This is a genomic window from Aromatoleum sp. (assembly GCF_035254505.1).
In the GTDB taxonomy this organism is placed as follows: domain Bacteria; phylum Pseudomonadota; class Gammaproteobacteria; order Burkholderiales; family Rhodocyclaceae; genus Aromatoleum.
On record NZ_DATFAO010000080.1, the window covers coordinates 1 to 14,094 of the forward strand.

The window sequence follows — 14,094 nt, forward strand, 5'->3', positions numbered from 1 at the left end:
GATGCCGGTGATCGCGCGGCCGAGGATCAGCGCGTGGATGTCGTGCGTGCCCTCGTAGGTGTTCACCACTTCGAGGTTCACGAGGTGGCGCGCGATGCAGAACTCGTCCGAGATGCCGTTGCCGCCGAGCATGTCGCGCGCAACGCGGGCGATATCGAGCGACTTGCCGCAGGAGTTGCGCTTCATGATGGAGGTCAGTTCGACCGGCGCGTTGCCCTCGTCCTTCAGGCGGCCCAGACGCAGGCAGCCCTGCAGCCCCAGCGTGATCTCGGTCAGCATGTCGGCGAGCTTCTTCTGGATCAGCTGGTTCGCGGCGAGCGGACGGCCGAACTGCTGGCGGTCGAGCGTGTACTGGCGGGCGGTCTCGTAGCAGGCTTCGGCCGCGCCGAGCGCACCCCAGGCGATGCCGAAGCGGGCGGAGTTCAGGCAGGTGAAGGGGCCCTTCAGACCGCGCACGGTCGGGAAGGCGTTTTCTTCCGGCACGAAGACCTCGTCCATGACGATTTCGCCGGTGATCGACGCGCGCAGGCCGACCTTGCCGTGGATCGCCGGGGCCGACAGACCCTTCCAGCCCTTCTCGAGCACGAAGCCGCGGATGTCGCCGGCGTCGTCCTTCGCCCACACGACGAACACGTCGGCGATCGGGCTGTTGGTGATCCACATCTTGCTGCCGGACAGGCTGTAGCCGCCCTCGACCTTCTTCGCGCGGGTCACCATGCTCGCCGGGTCGGAGCCGTGGTTCGGTTCGGTCAGGCCGAAGCAGCCGATCCACTCGCCGGTCGCGAGCTTGGGCAGGTACTTGCGCTTGGTCGCTTCGTTGCCGAATTCGTTGATCGGCACCATCACGAGCGAGCTCTGCACGCTCATCATCGAGCGGTAGCCCGAATCGACGCGCTCGACTTCACGCGCGATCAGGCCGTAGCTGACGTAGTTCATGCCGGCGCCGCCGTATTCCTCGGGGATCGTCGGTCCGAGCAGGCCCAGTTCGCCCATCTCGCGGAAGATCGCGGGATCGGTCTTCTCGTGGCGGAAGGCTTCCTGCACGCGCGGCAGCAGGCGCTCCTGGCAGTAGGAACGCGCAGTGTCGCGCACCATGCGTTCGGTGTCGGTGAGTTGGCTGTCCAGGTACAGGGGGTCGGCCCAGTCGAAGCTGATGCGGTTCGATGCCATGTCGGATCTCCTCGAAGACGGATGTGGATGTTCGGCGGCCGGTGGGCGCGGGACGCGGTCCGGCTCTGACGTGTTTGCACTCTAGCCAAGCGTGGGGGCCCCGGACAAACGATAAATTCGCGGGACCTTGTGCGAAAAGCGCACTTCGAGAGAAACTTGAGCCAACGGCGGGTGAACAGGGCGGATGAGCCAGAGGCCGAGTCGCGAAAGGTGCCGCCGGATAAACATCATGCGCCGTCGACGCAGGCAGGATGCAAGGCACTGCGTTTCCAGAGCTGCGAAACTTCATCTTGCCCCTGCCTATCAGCTCGTCATGCGCATTGCGCACTTCACTCCCTGGAGTTATCCATGCGACGCAAGATCCCCAGCACCGCGGCCCTCCTCGCCTTCGAGCTGGCGGCACGGCACGAGAGTTTTACGCGCGCCGCTGACGAGCTTGCGCTGACGCAGAGCGCGGTGTGTCGCCAGATCGCGGCGCTGGAAGATTTCCTCGGGCTGCGCCTCTTTCGCCGCACGAAGCGCGGCGTGACGCTGACCGAGGCCGGGCTGTCCTACAGCCGCCAGATTAGCGCGCGGCTCGACGCGGTCGAGCGCGACACGCTGTCGGTGATGGCGCATCATGGGCGGGGTGCGACGATCGAGCTCGCGGTGATGCCGACTTTCGCGACGCGCTGGCTGCTGCCGCGGCTCGGGGACTTCCTCGCCGGCCATCCGGACGTCACCGTCAATATGACGAACCGCACCCGCCCCTTCCTCTTCGCGGACACCGAGTTCGACGCCTCGCTGTACTTCGGCGACGCCGGCTGGCCGGGTACCGAGGCACATTTCCTGATGCGCGAGAACCCGGTGCCGGTGTGCAGCCCGCGTCGGCTCGGCGGTCGTGATGCGCTCACGCCCGAGGAGATCGCCGCGCTGCCGCTGCTGCAGCAGAGCACCCGGCCGTATGCGTGGCGGCAGTGGTTCGGTTCGCTCGGAATGCAGGTCGCGCATGACATGACCGGCACGCGCTACGAACTCTTCTCGATGCTCGCGCAGGCGGCGATGCAGGACATGGGTATCGCGCTGATCCCGCCCTTCCTGATCCAGGAGGAACTCGACAGCGGCCGGCTGGTGATGCCCTTCCACCATGGCTATCTGAGCGACAAGGCCTACTACCTGATCATCCCCGAGCGCAAGGCCGAAACGGCGGCGCTGCGCGGGTTTCGCGACTGGCTCGTCGCCGTTGCGGCGGAATACCGCGTGGCCGCCGGCCTCGCCTAGTTCATGACGGGCTCGGCGGCTGCGCCCAGTCCGCGCTGTCGCAGCAGGCGTGGTCGCGACCGGCCTGCTTCGCGCGGTACATCAGGTCGTCGACGCGCTTGACGAGTTCGTCGATGTGCTCCGCGGCGCGCAGCGTCACGACGCCGACGCTCGCCGTCACGATGCCGGCGATAGCCGTCGGATGGTCGCGCAGCGCCTGCAGCAGACGCTCGGCGAGCACTGCCGCCTCCTCCGCAGTCGTACGCGGGCACAGCACCATGAACTCCTCCCCGCCCCAGCGCGCCAGCACGTCGGTGCGGCGGATCGCCTCGCGCACGACGCGGGTCGTATGGATCAGCACCTGGTCGCCGACGTCGTGGCCCCAGGTATCGTTGATGCGCTTGAAGCGGTCGAGGTCGTACATGATCAGCGACAGCGGGTCGCCGTAGCGGTGGGTGCGGTCGACTTCGCCTTCCAGCACGCGGTACAGGTAGCCGCGGTTGTAGCAGCCGGTCAGCAGGTCCGTCGTCGCGAGGCGCACGAGTTCCTGCTCGTTGCGTTTGCGCTCGGTGATGTCGCGGTTCACGCCGATCATGCGCGTCGGACGATGCCCGTTGGCGGGCACCAGCACCGCATGGGCGTCGATGTGACGGATCTCGTGGTCCTTGCGCACGATGCGGAAGCTCGTCTGGAATTCGCAGCCGCTCTTGAGGCTCTCGTCGAGCAGCATCTGCACGTGCGGCAGGTCGTCCGGGTGGATCAGCTTCAGGACTTCACCGACGGTCTCGTGGAAGTCCTCGCGGTCGACGCCGAAGACGTCGAACATCGTGCCGTCCCACACCACGCGGCCGGATTCCGGTTCGTATTCCCAGATGCCGATGTGTGCGGCCCGCGTCGCGAGTGTCAGCCGTTGCGTCAGGCGGCGCACCTCGATTTCGGCTTCCTTGCGCGCCGTGATGTCGATCATCAGGCCGCGCAGCAGCACCGGCTTGCCGTTCTCCGACACGACCGTGATGATGTCGTCGACCCACACGATGCGCCCGTCGGCAGCGATCATGCGGTACTCGAAGCGGTGAGGTTCGAGCCGGCCGGTGCAGGCGGCACAATACTCCGGCGCCCAGGTCCGGTCTTCCGGATGCAGGTGATCCACCCAGAATCCGGGCGCGTGCCATGCCTCGACCGGATAGCCCAGCAGCGACTCGGCCTTGCGGCTGACGAAGGTGAAGACGAAGGTCCGGGCGTCGGCTTCCCATACGATGCCGTCGGTCGTATTCACGAGGTCGAGGAAGCGCTGGTGGTTATGCAGCGCTTCTTCCTTGCTCATGCGGTGCGCCGCCGTTTCCTCCTTCAGCGCAGCGGTGCGTTCGGCGACGCGGTCTTCCAGCGTCGCCGTGAGCGACTTGAGGTTGTTCCACTGCGCGCGGTACTGCCGCAGGTAGAACATCAGCATGATGCTGACGATCGCCCAGACCACGCCGTGCGTGATCATGTGATTGCGCCGGGTCGCCGTGAGGCGTTCTACGAAATCGCCCGCTGGCAGCGACACGCTGATCCCGCCGCGCACGTCGCCGATCTTGTAGCCGAACTTCTGGTGACATTCGAGGCATTCCTGGCGGACCAGCAGCGGAGCGATGTAGCGGATCGTCGGCCCGCCGGTGTCGATGATCTCGCTGCGCTCGCGGTCCGTGTGCTCTTCGAAGGCTTTCAGCGCCGCGGTTTCCCACGAGTCCGCGGCGTTGTTGGGATTGATCGGCCGTAGACTCGTCAGGTGGATGCGGATGCCGCTTTCTTCGGCGATCACGCCGGCCATCTGGCGCGTCATGTAGGCCGGATTGACCGTCGTCAGATGCTTGCCCGAGGTCGTCACCGGATCGCGCTCGGGCATGTCGAGGTAGGGATTCGGGGGCGTCAGCTCGCTTTGCGGCACCAGCACGCCGCCGACGCGCGAATTCCACAGCCGGGTCGCCTGCACCATGGCGAAAATGTCGCGCCCCTGCTGGCGGGCCGTCTCGTAGGCCGCCTGGTCCGCGTGCTGCAGGGCAATGATGAGCGACAGCGCGACCAGGCCGGTCCACGCACCGAGGGGCAGCAGCCAGTAGCTTCGGTCGGCGAGGCGGAGCATCGAAATCGCTCGCGCAGGGAGGATGGATTCATTTTATGCGCGAACGATGGGGGCGTCATTGTCGCAATGGCCACTTTGAGCATTTGCCGGAGGACTGCAGCACGGAGCGCTGCAGGTCGCTTCGCCGCCCCGCCATGAACGACCGCTGAAGCGCGGTGTCGACGCAGGAGCGTCGTGGGAGAACACGACCGCATATTGCCATCGGATTCATCGGGAATAGAGGAGAACAACATGTCCGCACCGACCATCCGGCGGACGGCCCTTGCGGCTGCCGCAACCCTGCTCGTCGCTTCAACGCCTGCCTTCGCGACCCACTCGTGGGGCGGGTATCACTGGGGCCGCACGACCAAGCAGTTTACGTTGCAGCTCGGCAACAATCTGACCACCGTCGACTGGCGCAATCATCTGCTCGCGATCGTGAGCGACTGGAATAGTCCTGACCTGTTCGGGGCGACGTTCACGCCGGTGCTGACGGCGATTGTCGGCGGGAAAACGACTTCGTCGTGCTCGATGGTTGCGGGCACGACCCAGGTGTGCAATGCCCGCTACGGCACGACCGGCTGGCTCGGGCTCGCATCGATCAACATCAGCGGCGCGCACATCACGCGCGGCACGGCGAAGATGAACGACACTTATTTCACGACCACGACCTACAACACCGTGAACGAGAAGCGCCACGTGATGTGCCAGGAGGTCGCGCATACCTTCGGGCTCGCGCACCAGTCCGAGACGGGCGCCTCCTTGAACACCTGCATGGACTATTTCTCGAACACCGGCGCCAACGCGACGAAGACGATCAGCACGCGGCCCAACTATCACGATTTCGAGGAACTGAACATGGTCTATGGCCACGTCGACGGCACGACGACCTACACGGCGGCGGCCGCGACAGCCGCTGCCACGCCTTCGGAGGTCGACATCACCGACGATCCGCAAAGCTGGGGGCAGCTCGTGCGCCAGTCGGCAAACGGCCGCAGCTCGGAATACGAGCGCAACAACCGCGACGGCTCGGTGACGCTGACGCACGTGTACTGGACGGTCGAGACGGCTGCCCGCTGCCCGGGCTGCGACCACCGTTACGAGCACCACGACAAACCTGACTGATCCTACCCGTAGCGGCAAAAAAAAACCGGCACCTGTAGGTGCCGGCAACTGCTCGGGAGCTCGCCGCTCGTGGCGGCGGGAGCAGGGAGGGAGGAAGAAGGCGCGGTCGGCTTACGACTGCGCCGTGACTGCCGTGACGGAAGCCGCGAGGATATCGAGGCCTTCGTCGAGGATATTTTGTTCGATCGTCAGCGGCACCATCAGGCGCAGCACGTTGCCGTAGGAGCCGCAGGACAAGAGCAGCAGGCCGCGCTTCTGCGCTTCGGCGATCACCGCCTTGGTGATGTCGGCCGCGGGGCGCTTCTTGTCGCCGCCGTGGAAGAACTCCACCGCCACCATCGCGCCGATCCCGCGCACGTCGCCGATCGCGGGCTGCTTCGCGGCGAGTTCGCGCAGACGTGCCTGCATGTGTTCGCCGAGCTCGGTCGCGCGACGGCACAGACCTTCCTCTTCGATCACGTCGAGCACGGCGAGCGCCGCGGCGCAAGCCATCGGGGCGCCCGCGTAGGTGCTGCCGAGGCCACCCGGGGGCAGCGCGTCCATCACGTCGGCACGGCCGATCACCGCAGCGATCGGGAAGCCGCCGCCGAGGCCTTTGGCCATCGTGATCAGGTCGGGGGCGACACCGCTATGTTCGATCGCGAACATCTTGCCGGTACGGCCGGCGCCGGTCTGGATCTCGTCGGCGATGATCAGGATGCCGTGCTGGTCGGCGAGCGCGCGCAGGCGCTCGAAGAATTCCTTCGGCGCGGGGATGTAGCCGCCTTCGCCCTGCACCGGCTCGACAATGAACGCCGCGACGCGCTTGGCTTCGATGTCGGTCTTGAACAGCATCTCGATGCCGGCGATCGCGTCGTCGACGCTGACGCCATGCATTTCATCCGGGTAGGGCGCGTGGAAGATTTCGGCCGGGAAGGGGCCGACGCCGAGCTTGTATGGGTCGACCTTGCCGGTGAGTCCCAGCGCGAGAAGCGTGCGGCCGTGGAAGCCGCCGTTGAAGGCGATGACGCCCGGACGGCCGGTGAAGCCGCGCGCGATCTTGATCGCGTTCTCGACCGCTTCGGCGCCGGTGCTGACGAAGAAGGTCTTCTTCGGCGCGCTGCCCGGGGCGAGCTTGTTGAGGCGCTCGGCGAGCGTCACATAGCCGTCGTAGGCCACGACCTGGAAGCAGGTGTGGCTGAACTGCGGAATCTGCGCCTGTGCCGCCGCAATGACCTTCGGGTGGCAGTGGCCGGTGTTGACGACCGCGATGCCGGCGACGAAGTCGATGAAGCGGCGGCCTTCGACGTCCCAGATCTCGGCGTTCTTCGCCTTCGTCGCGAAGAGTCCGTGGGCCTGGCCGACGCCGCGGGGCAGGGCGGCGGCACGGCGGGCCATCTGGTCGGCGTTCGTCAGGCCGGGGGGCAGAGTGTTGGCGTTCATGTGTTCTCCTTGATGTCCTTGTGGGATCCGGTTTTGAGGGCCGTGCTTACTGCACGCCGCCCATGCACAGGTATTTGATTTCCAGGTAGTCCTCGATGCCGTACTTCGAGCCTTCGCGGCCGAGGCCGGAGGCCTTCATGCCGCCGAAGGGGGCGACTTCGGTCGAGATGATCCCGGTGTTGATGCCGACGATGCCGTACTCGAGGGCACCCGACACGCGCCACACGCGGTTCATGCCGGCGGCGAAGAAGTAGGCGGCGAGGCCGAACTCGGTGTCGTTGGCCATGCGGATCGCCTCGGCTTCGTCCTTGAAACGGAAGAGCGGCGCGACGGGGCCGAAGGTCTCTTCGCGGGCGACCTTCATCGCCGGGGTCACGTCGGCGAGGATCGTCGGCTGGAAGAAGGTGCGGCCGAGCTCGTGGCGGCGGCCGCCGGCGATCACGCGGGCGCCCTTGGAGACGGCGTCCTCGATGTGCTCCTCGACCTTCTCGACGGCGTTCATGTCGATCAGCGGGCCCTGCGTCGTGCCGTCGGCGAGGCCGTTGCCGACCTTGAGCTTGGCGACCGCGGCGGCGAGCTTTTCGGCGAAGGCGTCATACACGCTGTCCTGCACCAGCAGGCGGTTCGCGCAGACGCAGGTCTGGCCGGTGTTGCGGTACTTCGACGCGAGCGCGCCTTCGACCGCGGCGTCGAGGTCGGCATCGTCGAACACGATGAAGGGCGCGTTGCCGCCGAGTTCCAGCGACAGCTTCTTGATCGTCGGTGCGCACTGCGCGGCGAGCTTGATGCCGATCTCGGTCGAGCCGGTGAAGGTCAGCTTGCGCACAATCGGGTTCTCGGTCAGCTCGCCGCCGATCTCGGTCGCGGAGCCGGTGACGACGCTGAACACGCCCTTCGGCACGCCGGCGCGTTCGGCGAGTGCCGCGAGTGCGAGAGCCGAGTATGGGGTCTGGCTCGCGGGCTTCAGCACCATCGTGCAGCCGGCGGCGAGCGCGGGGCCGGCCTTGCGGGTGATCATCGCGAGCGGGAAGTTCCACGGCGTGATCGCCGCGCACACTCCGATCGGCTCCTTGGTGACGACGATGCGCTTGTCGGGCTGGTGGCCGGGGATCACGTCGCCGTAGATGCGCTTGCCTTCCTCGGCGAACCATTCGATGAAGGAGGCGGCGTAGAGCACTTCGCCGCGCGCTTCGGCGAGGGGCTTGCCCTGCTCCGAAGTCATCAGGCGGGCGAGGTCTTCCTGGTTCTCGACGATCAGGTCGAACCACTTGCGCAGCACCTTCGCACGGGCGCCGGCAGTCAGCGCGCGCCACGCGGGCCAGGCGGCGTTGGCGGCGTCGATCGCGCGGCGGGTTTCGGCACGGCCCATCTTCGGCACCGTGCCGAGCAGTTCGCCAGTCGCGGGGTTGTGGACTTCGATCGCCGCACCGCTGTCGGCACCGGCCCACTCGCCGGCGACATAGCACTGGGTGCGGAAGAGATTGGCGTCTTTCAATTGCAGACTCATTTCGGGTGTCTCCTTGGGGGATCAGGCGGGGCGGGCGCCGCGCATCCGTTCGTTGCGGCGGCGCAGGCCTTCGAGGGTGAGCAGCATCAGGGTCGACAACAGGATCAGGATCGTCGCGACCGCAGCGATCGCGGGGCTGATGTTTTCGCGGATGCCGGAGAACATCTGGCGCGGCAGCGTCGCCTGTTCGGGGCTCGCCAGGAACAGCGTGACGACGACTTCGTCGAACGATGTAGCGAATGCAAACAACGCACCCGAGATCACGCCCGGGGCGACCTGCGGCAGCGTGACGCGGAAGAAGGTCGTCACCGGGTTGGCGCCGAGGCTGCTCGCAGCCCGCACGAGGTTGAAGTCGAAGCCCTGCAGCGTCGCCGTGACGGTGGTGACGACGAAGGGCACGCCGAGCACCGCGTGGGCGATGACGAGGCCGGTGTAGCTGCCGGTGAGGCCGAGCGGCGCGAAGAAGATGTACATCGCGACACCGACGATCACGACCGGCACCACCATCGGCGAGATCAGCACCGCGGTCAGCAGCGCCTTGCCGGGGAAGTCGGCGCGCACCAGGCCGATCGATGCGACAGTGCCGATCACGGTCGCGAGCAGCGTCGCAAAGGGCGACACGATCAGGCTGTTGGCCATCGACTGGCGCCAAGCCGCCGAGGTGAAGATCTCCTCGTACCAGCGCAGCGAGAAGCCCGACATCGGGTACAGCAGGAAGCTGTCGGCGTTGAACGAGAGCGGCACGATCGCGAGGATCGGCAGCATCAGGTACAGCAGGATCAGCCCGACGAGGCCGCGCAGGCTGTAGTACCAGGCGCGTTCGAGGGGGGAAGCGTAGGGTTGCAGCATCGTCATTCCTCCGTCAGCGGGCCTTGGCCTTGGCGCCTTTGGTCGGGCCGAGGTAGCGGGCGTAGAACACGTAGAGCACCATCGTCGCGGCGAGCAGCACGGCGGAGAGCGCCGCGGCCATGCCCCAGTTGATGGTCTGGTTGGTGTAGAAGGCGATGAAGTAGCTGATCATCTGCTCCTTCGGTCCGCCCAAGAGCGCCGGGGTGATGTAGTAGCCCATGCTCATGATGAACACGAGCAGGGCGCCGGCGCCGATGCCGGGCAGGGTCTGCGGGAAGTAGATCTTCCAGAAGCTCTTGAACGGCGGGCAGCCGAGCGACACGGCGGCGCGCAGATACACCGGCGAGATGCCCTTCATCACCGAGAACAGCGGCAGCACCATGAAGGGCAGCAGGATGTGCGTCATCGCGATATAGACGCCGACGTTGTTGAACAGCAGCTGGATCGGCCCGTCGGTGATGCCCAGCGCCATCAGCAGCTGGTTGATCAGGCCTTCGTTCTGCAGCAGCACGATCCACGCGGCGACGCGCACCAGCACCGAGGTCCAGAAGGGCAGCAGCACGCAGATCATCACGAGGTTGGCGTGGCGCGTCGGCAGGCTCACCATCAGGTAGGCAAGCGGAAAGCCGAGCGCGAGGCACAGCACGGTGACGATCAGCGCCATGCCGAAAGTGCGCACCAGCACGTCCATGTACACCGCTTCCTCGGCAGGCGCCTTCGCGATGTCGCCGTGTTCGTCGGTCGTGAGGTCGACCGCGGCCAGCAGGTAGAAGGGCGTGATCGGCTCGCCGGCGCGTCGCAGCGCCTGCCAGACCTCAGTCTGGCCCCAGCGCTCGTCGACGCCGATCAGCGTGTTGCGGGTGGAGACGCCGGCTTCGAGCGGAACGGCGCGCGCCGTCTTCATGATCAGCGAACGGTAGCCGGCCTGCTCGCGGTTCAGGCGGCGGGCGACCGCAGCGATCCCCGGCCCCCCTTTCGCAGCGTCGAGTTCGCGCGCCAGCGCGGCGAAGGTCGCCTCGTCCGGCACGCCGTTGGCGGGCTTCCAGCCTTTGAGCAGTGCGACGGTGTCGGGCAGGTTGTCGTGCACTTCGGGGTTCGCGACGCTGTGCTTCAGGAGCGACGCGATCGGCACGACGAAGGTCAGCAGCACGAAGACCGCGAGCGGCAGGATCAGGGCGCCGAACAGGAGTTTCTTGCGGCGTTCGGCCTGCCGCAGTCGCTTCTTCAGTGGCACAGTGCCACCGGAAAAGGCATCGAGGGTTTCGCTGGCGGTCGTCATGGAAATGTCCGTGGGTGTGCGACGCGGGCGCCCGAACGGGCGCGCCGCGTCAGGAACAGCGGGATTGCCGGGATCGACTTAGCGTGCAGCCCAGGCGTTGAAGCGCTGCTCGAGGTCTTCGCCGTACTCGACCCAGAACTGGGTGCTCGTCGCGAAGGCGCCGGTCAGGTTCGCCGGGGCGGTCGGCAGGCCGGCCGCAACGGCTGCATCCATGCCGCCGACGGCCTTCTTGTTGGTCGGGCCGTAGGGGATCTCACCGGAGTACACGCGCTGGTTTTCCGGCTTCGACGCGAACTGGATGAACTTGTACGCGGCTTCCTTCTGCGGCGTGCCCTTCGGGATCGCCCAGAAGTCGAAGTCGTAGATGCTGCCGTTCCAGACCACCTTCAGGTTCTTGCCTTCCTTCTGCGCGGCGGCGATGCGGCCGTTGTAGGCCGAGCTCATCACGACGTCGCCGGCGGCGAGCAGTTGCGGCGGCTGGGCGCCGGCTTCCCACCACTGGATGTTCGGCTTGAGCTGGTCGAGCTTGGCGAAGGCGCGGTTCACGCCTTCCTTGGTCGAGAGTACCTTGTAGACGTCGGCGGGCTTGACGCCGTCGGCGAGCAGCGCGAACTCGAGCGTGTACTTCGCGCCCTTGCGCAGGCTGCGCTTGCCGGGGAATTTCTTCACGTCCCAGAAGTCGGCCCACGAGGTCGGGGCGGTCTTGACCTTGTCCGCGTTGTACGCGAGCACGGTCGACCACACGAAGGTGCCGATACCGCACTCGGTCACGGCTTCGGGCACGAAATCGCCCTTGTTGCCGATCTTTGCGTAGTCGAGCTTCTCGTACAGGCCTTCCTCGCAGCCGCGGGCGAGTTCGGGCGATTCGACTTCGACGACGTCCCAATTGACGTTCTTCGCTTCGACCATGGCCTTGATCTTGGCCTGTTCGCCGTTGTATTCGCCGGCGACGACCTTGGTGCCGCTGGTGGTGGCGAAGGGCTGGTAATAGGCCTTGTCCTGCGCCTTCTGCGATGCGCCGCCGAAGGAGATCACGGTGACGTCGGCGTGGGCCAATCCGACAGTGGCGAAACCGGCGAAACCGGCGATGATGCTGGCGAGCAGTCTGGTCTTCATGTTTCCTCCAACCTCCAGGGTCTGGTGGCGTTGCGTGAGCGATGTCTTCGAGTTTTGGTGTGCCGCGAATGCACGGCGGACGCGCGGCGTCGTCCGTTTCCGCTGTTGCCCGCTCAGGCGCCTTGCGGCGGAGCGAGGGCGAGCAGATGGTCGGGCGAGAGGTCGATATCGACACTTTCGCCGGCATTCGGGCAGCGGGCGATCCGGGAAATCGGCGTCTTCATCGTGAAGTTGCTGCAGCCTGCCACTTGCATGCGCAGGCGGATGTGGTCGCCGAGATAGATCTGCTCGAGTACGGTCGCGCGCAGGCGGTTTTCTGCCGTGCTGTCGGGACGTGCGAGGCTCACGCGTTCGGGCCGGATCGACACCAGCGCCGCGCTGCCGGCACCGCCCGCGTCGCCCGTGCGGGCGTGCAGTTGGGTGCCGTCGGGCAGTGCGACGACGGTGACGCCGTCCTGGGAGGAAAGGACCTTCCCGTCCAGCGCATTGTTTTCGCCGATGAAGTTCGCGACGAAGGCGTTGGTCGGGTTTTCGTAGAGGGCATTGGGCGTGTCGATCTGCTGGATCACGCCGTGGTTGAAGACCGCGATGCGGTCGGACATCGTCAGCGCTTCGCCCTGGTCGTGGGTGACGAAGACGAAGGTGACGCCGAGGGATTCGTGGATGTGCTTGATCTCGAGCTGCATGTGCTCGCGCAGCTGCTTGTCGAGCGCGCCGAGGGGCTCGTCCATCAGCACGAGCTGGGGCTCGAACACCAGTGCGCGGGCAAGCGCGATGCGCTGCTGCTGGCCGCCGGAGAGTTGTTGCGGGTAACGGTTCTCGAAGGCCGAGAGCTGCACCATGTCGAGGGCGCGCTTGACCTTGGCGTCGATGTCGGCGGCGGGCATCTTGCGCACCGACAGCGGGAAGCGCAGGTTCTCGCGCACGGTCATGTGCGGGAACAGCGCGTAGTTCTGGAACACCATGCCGATGTTGCGCTTGTGCGGCGGCTGGCGGTTGATGACGCGCCCGCCGAGGCGGATCTCGCCCGAGGTCGGCGTCTCGAAGCCGGCGAGCATCATCAGGCAAGTGGTCTTGCCCGAACCCGAGGGGCCGAGGAGCGTGAGAAATTCGCCACGGCGGATGTCGAGATCGAGATCCTTTACGATCAGCGTTTCGCCGTCGTAAGTCTTTTGCACATGGCTGAACGAGACCAGGACTTCATCGCGCATATCCGTACCCGAGTTGGCACCTGCGCTTTCCATGGTCGCAAACGGTTCTCTCCACATCAAGTGGTTCTCCTCCAGTGTGTTTCTCAGGCGAACGGTCTGTCTCTTTATTGGACGGATCCGGTTCGCGGGGATTACGAATATCCTCGTCGTTGAAAGGAGTTTAGGCGCAAAATGGCGCCCTGTAGGGAACCAATTTTAGCGGATTTGCAGGAGCCAATTTTGCAGAGACCCGCTCGGAGGGGGCGATGGATGTCGGTCTGATCGGTGACGTGATCCTGCAGAACCTGCGTGTGCAGCCGCAGGAGTTGGCACTGCGCGTGCGCCTGTACCTCGCACTGCGCCAGGCGATCCTTGCGCGCGTGATCCGCCCGGGGACGCGCCTGCCGCCGTCGCGCGTGCTGGCGGAAGAGCTGGATCTCGGCCGCAACACCGTGATGAAAGCGTACGACCAGCTGATGATCGAGGGTTATCTCGAAGCACGCGTCGGCTCGGGCACCTATGTCAGCGACGCGCTTCCGACCATCGGCACGCGCGGGGAGTCGCAGCCCGCGGGCGCGCAGGGCGGGGCCGACCTGCTGTCGAAGCGCGGCGCGCAGATCGCCCGCATGACCAGCAGCAGCCGCGTGCAGCACGGCGCCTTCATGCCGGGGATCCCCGACGTCGAGCACTTCCCCTTCGCGGTGTGGCGGCGCTTGCTCTCGAAGTACTTCCACCCGCGCCAGTCGCATCTCCTGCAGTACGCGGTCGGCGGTTTCGCGCCGCTGCGCGTGGCGATCGCCGAATACCTTGGTGCGAGCCGGCTGGTGTCCTGTGATCCGCGCCAGGTTCTGATCTTCAACGGCACCCACCAGGCGCTCGACCTCTGTGCGCGCCTGCTGTGCGATGCCGGCGACCGGGTGTGGATGGAGGAGCCGGGCTACTGGGGGGCGCGCAACGTATTGACGGGGGCAGGCGTCGAGACGGTGCCGATCGCGCTCGACGAGAAGGGCATCGCGCCGACCGCCGAGGACTGGGAAAATCCGCCAAAAATCATCTTCGTGTCGCCATCGAGCCAGTATCCGACGGGAACCGTGCT

At 66.2% G+C, this 14,094-nt stretch carries 11 protein-coding genes; 3 read left to right on the forward strand and 8 right to left on the reverse strand.

Going from position 1 to position 14,094, the window contains the following annotated elements; all coding sequences use genetic code 11:
- Positions 1 to 1,170 (reverse strand): acyl-CoA dehydrogenase (locus VJ673_RS16270; protein WP_324127194.1); only part of this gene is annotated, 1,170 nt, incomplete at its 3' end.
- Between the two features lie 348 nt (positions 1,171 to 1,518).
- Here VJ673_RS16270 and VJ673_RS16275 point away from each other — a divergent pair.
- Positions 1,519 to 2,430, forward strand: coding sequence for a LysR family transcriptional regulator (locus tag VJ673_RS16275; RefSeq protein WP_324127195.1), 912 nt, complete (start codon positions 1,519 to 1,521; stop codon positions 2,428 to 2,430).
- Position 2,431: 1 nt separating this feature from the next.
- On the opposite strand, the gene VJ673_RS16280 is transcribed toward VJ673_RS16275, so the two are convergent.
- A complete protein-coding gene (locus tag VJ673_RS16280; RefSeq protein WP_324127196.1) occupies positions 2,432 to 4,531 on the reverse strand; it encodes a diguanylate cyclase in 2,100 nt (699 codons plus the stop codon).
- Positions 4,532 to 4,762: 231 nt separating this feature from the next.
- Here VJ673_RS16280 and VJ673_RS16285 point away from each other — a divergent pair, with 231 nt between their 5' ends.
- On the forward strand, positions 4,763 to 5,635 hold the full coding sequence (locus VJ673_RS16285; protein ID WP_324127197.1) for a hypothetical protein: 873 nt from the start codon (positions 4,763 to 4,765) through the stop codon (positions 5,633 to 5,635).
- A 111-nt stretch (positions 5,636 to 5,746) separates the two neighbouring features.
- Here the strand turns inward: VJ673_RS16285 and gabT are convergent, their stop codons facing one another.
- The 6 genes from gabT to VJ673_RS16315 all read right to left on the reverse strand — a co-directional run bounded on the left by gabT (position 5,747) and on the right by VJ673_RS16315 (position 13,076).
- Positions 5,747 to 7,057, reverse strand: a complete 1,311-nt coding sequence (gene gabT, locus VJ673_RS16290) for a 4-aminobutyrate--2-oxoglutarate transaminase (RefSeq protein WP_324127198.1) — start codon at positions 7,055 to 7,057, stop codon at positions 5,747 to 5,749.
- A 46-nt stretch (positions 7,058 to 7,103) separates the two neighbouring features.
- Positions 7,104 to 8,564 (reverse strand): NADP-dependent succinate-semialdehyde dehydrogenase, encoded by a 1,461-nt coding sequence (gene gabD, locus VJ673_RS16295; protein WP_324127199.1) that lies wholly within the window; start codon positions 8,562 to 8,564, stop codon positions 7,104 to 7,106.
- Positions 8,565 to 8,585: 21 nt separating this feature from the next.
- Complete coding sequence (locus VJ673_RS16300; protein WP_324127200.1) at positions 8,586 to 9,413, reverse strand: ABC transporter permease; 828 nt, start codon at positions 9,411 to 9,413, stop codon at positions 8,586 to 8,588.
- 13 nt (positions 9,414 to 9,426) lie between these two features.
- A complete protein-coding gene (locus VJ673_RS16305) occupies positions 9,427 to 10,692 on the reverse strand; it encodes an ABC transporter permease (RefSeq protein ID WP_324127201.1) in 1,266 nt (421 codons plus the stop codon).
- 78 nt (positions 10,693 to 10,770) lie between these two features.
- Positions 10,771 to 11,808: an ABC transporter substrate-binding protein gene (locus VJ673_RS16310; RefSeq protein WP_324127202.1), complete on the reverse strand. Its 1,038-nt coding sequence runs from the start codon at positions 11,806 to 11,808 to the stop codon at positions 10,771 to 10,773.
- Positions 11,809 to 11,921: 113 nt separating this feature from the next.
- The gene (locus VJ673_RS16315; RefSeq protein ID WP_324127203.1) at positions 11,922 to 13,076 is read right to left on the reverse strand and encodes an ABC transporter ATP-binding protein; all 1,155 of its coding nucleotides are present in this window, start codon (positions 13,074 to 13,076) and stop codon (positions 11,922 to 11,924) included.
- Positions 13,077 to 13,264: 188 nt separating this feature from the next.
- On the opposite strand from VJ673_RS16315, the gene VJ673_RS16320 reads away from it, so the two are divergent.
- The coding region (locus tag VJ673_RS16320; protein ID WP_324127204.1) for an aminotransferase-like domain-containing protein at positions 13,265 to 14,094 on the forward strand (830 nt) is incomplete at its 3' end.

What these genes read in the sequence shown, in the direction of transcription:
- VJ673_RS16275 (WP_324127195.1), top strand. Translation starts at nt 1,519, where the DNA reads ATGCGACGCAAGATCCCCAGCACCGCGGCCCTCCTCGCCTTCGAGCTG.
- VJ673_RS16280 (WP_324127196.1), bottom strand. Translation starts at nt 4,531, where the DNA reads ATGCTCCGCCTCGCCGACCGAAGCTACTGGCTGCTGCCCCTCGGTGCG.
- VJ673_RS16285 (WP_324127197.1), top strand. Translation starts at nt 4,763, where the DNA reads ATGTCCGCACCGACCATCCGGCGGACGGCCCTTGCGGCTGCCGCAACC.
- gabT (WP_324127198.1), bottom strand. Translation starts at nt 7,057, where the DNA reads ATGAACGCCAACACTCTGCCCCCCGGCCTGACGAACGCCGACCAGATG.
- gabD (WP_324127199.1), bottom strand. Translation starts at nt 8,564, where the DNA reads ATGAGTCTGCAATTGAAAGACGCCAATCTCTTCCGCACCCAGTGCTAT.
- VJ673_RS16300 (WP_324127200.1), bottom strand. Translation starts at nt 9,413, where the DNA reads ATGCTGCAACCCTACGCTTCCCCCCTCGAACGCGCCTGGTACTACAGC.
- VJ673_RS16305 (WP_324127201.1), bottom strand. Translation starts at nt 10,692, where the DNA reads ATGACGACCGCCAGCGAAACCCTCGATGCCTTTTCCGGTGGCACTGTG.
- VJ673_RS16310 (WP_324127202.1), bottom strand. Translation starts at nt 11,808, where the DNA reads ATGAAGACCAGACTGCTCGCCAGCATCATCGCCGGTTTCGCCGGTTTC.
- VJ673_RS16315 (WP_324127203.1), bottom strand. Translation starts at nt 13,076, where the DNA reads ATGTGGAGAGAACCGTTTGCGACCATGGAAAGCGCAGGTGCCAACTCG.